The organism is Streptomyces olivaceus (assembly GCF_000721235.1).
In the GTDB taxonomy this organism is placed as follows: domain Bacteria; phylum Actinomycetota; class Actinomycetes; order Streptomycetales; family Streptomycetaceae; genus Streptomyces; species Streptomyces olivaceus.
The window spans coordinates 1-334 of sequence record NZ_JOFH01000152.1; the positions used below are offsets into that span (position 1 = coordinate 1).

Below are 334 nucleotides of genomic sequence, written 5' to 3' on the forward strand. Positions count from 1 at the left end.
CTCCCTCCCGGGCTCACCGATCCTCTACTACGGCGACGAGATCGGCATGGGCGACAACATCTGGCTCGGCGACCGCGACGCCGTCCGCACCCCCATGCAATGGACACCCGACCGCAACGCCGGCTTCTCCACCTGCGACCCCGGCCGCCTCTTCCTGCCCGCCATCATGGACCCCGTCCACGGCTACCAGGTCACCAACGTCGAAGCCGCCATGGCCTCACCCTCCTCCCTGCTCCACTGGACCCGACGCATGATCGAGATCCGCAAGCAGAACCCCGCCTTCGGCCTCGGCACCTACACCGAACTGCCCTCCTCCAACCCCGCCGTCCTCGCC

General features: G+C 68.6%; 1 protein-coding gene. It reads left to right on the forward strand.

The genetic code is table 11. The annotated features are described in order from the left end of the window. Window positions 1-334, forward strand: a 334-nt coding sequence (locus IG94_RS0138215; RefSeq protein ID WP_031048886.1) for an alpha-amylase family glycosyl hydrolase, incomplete at both ends; no start/stop codon positions are given.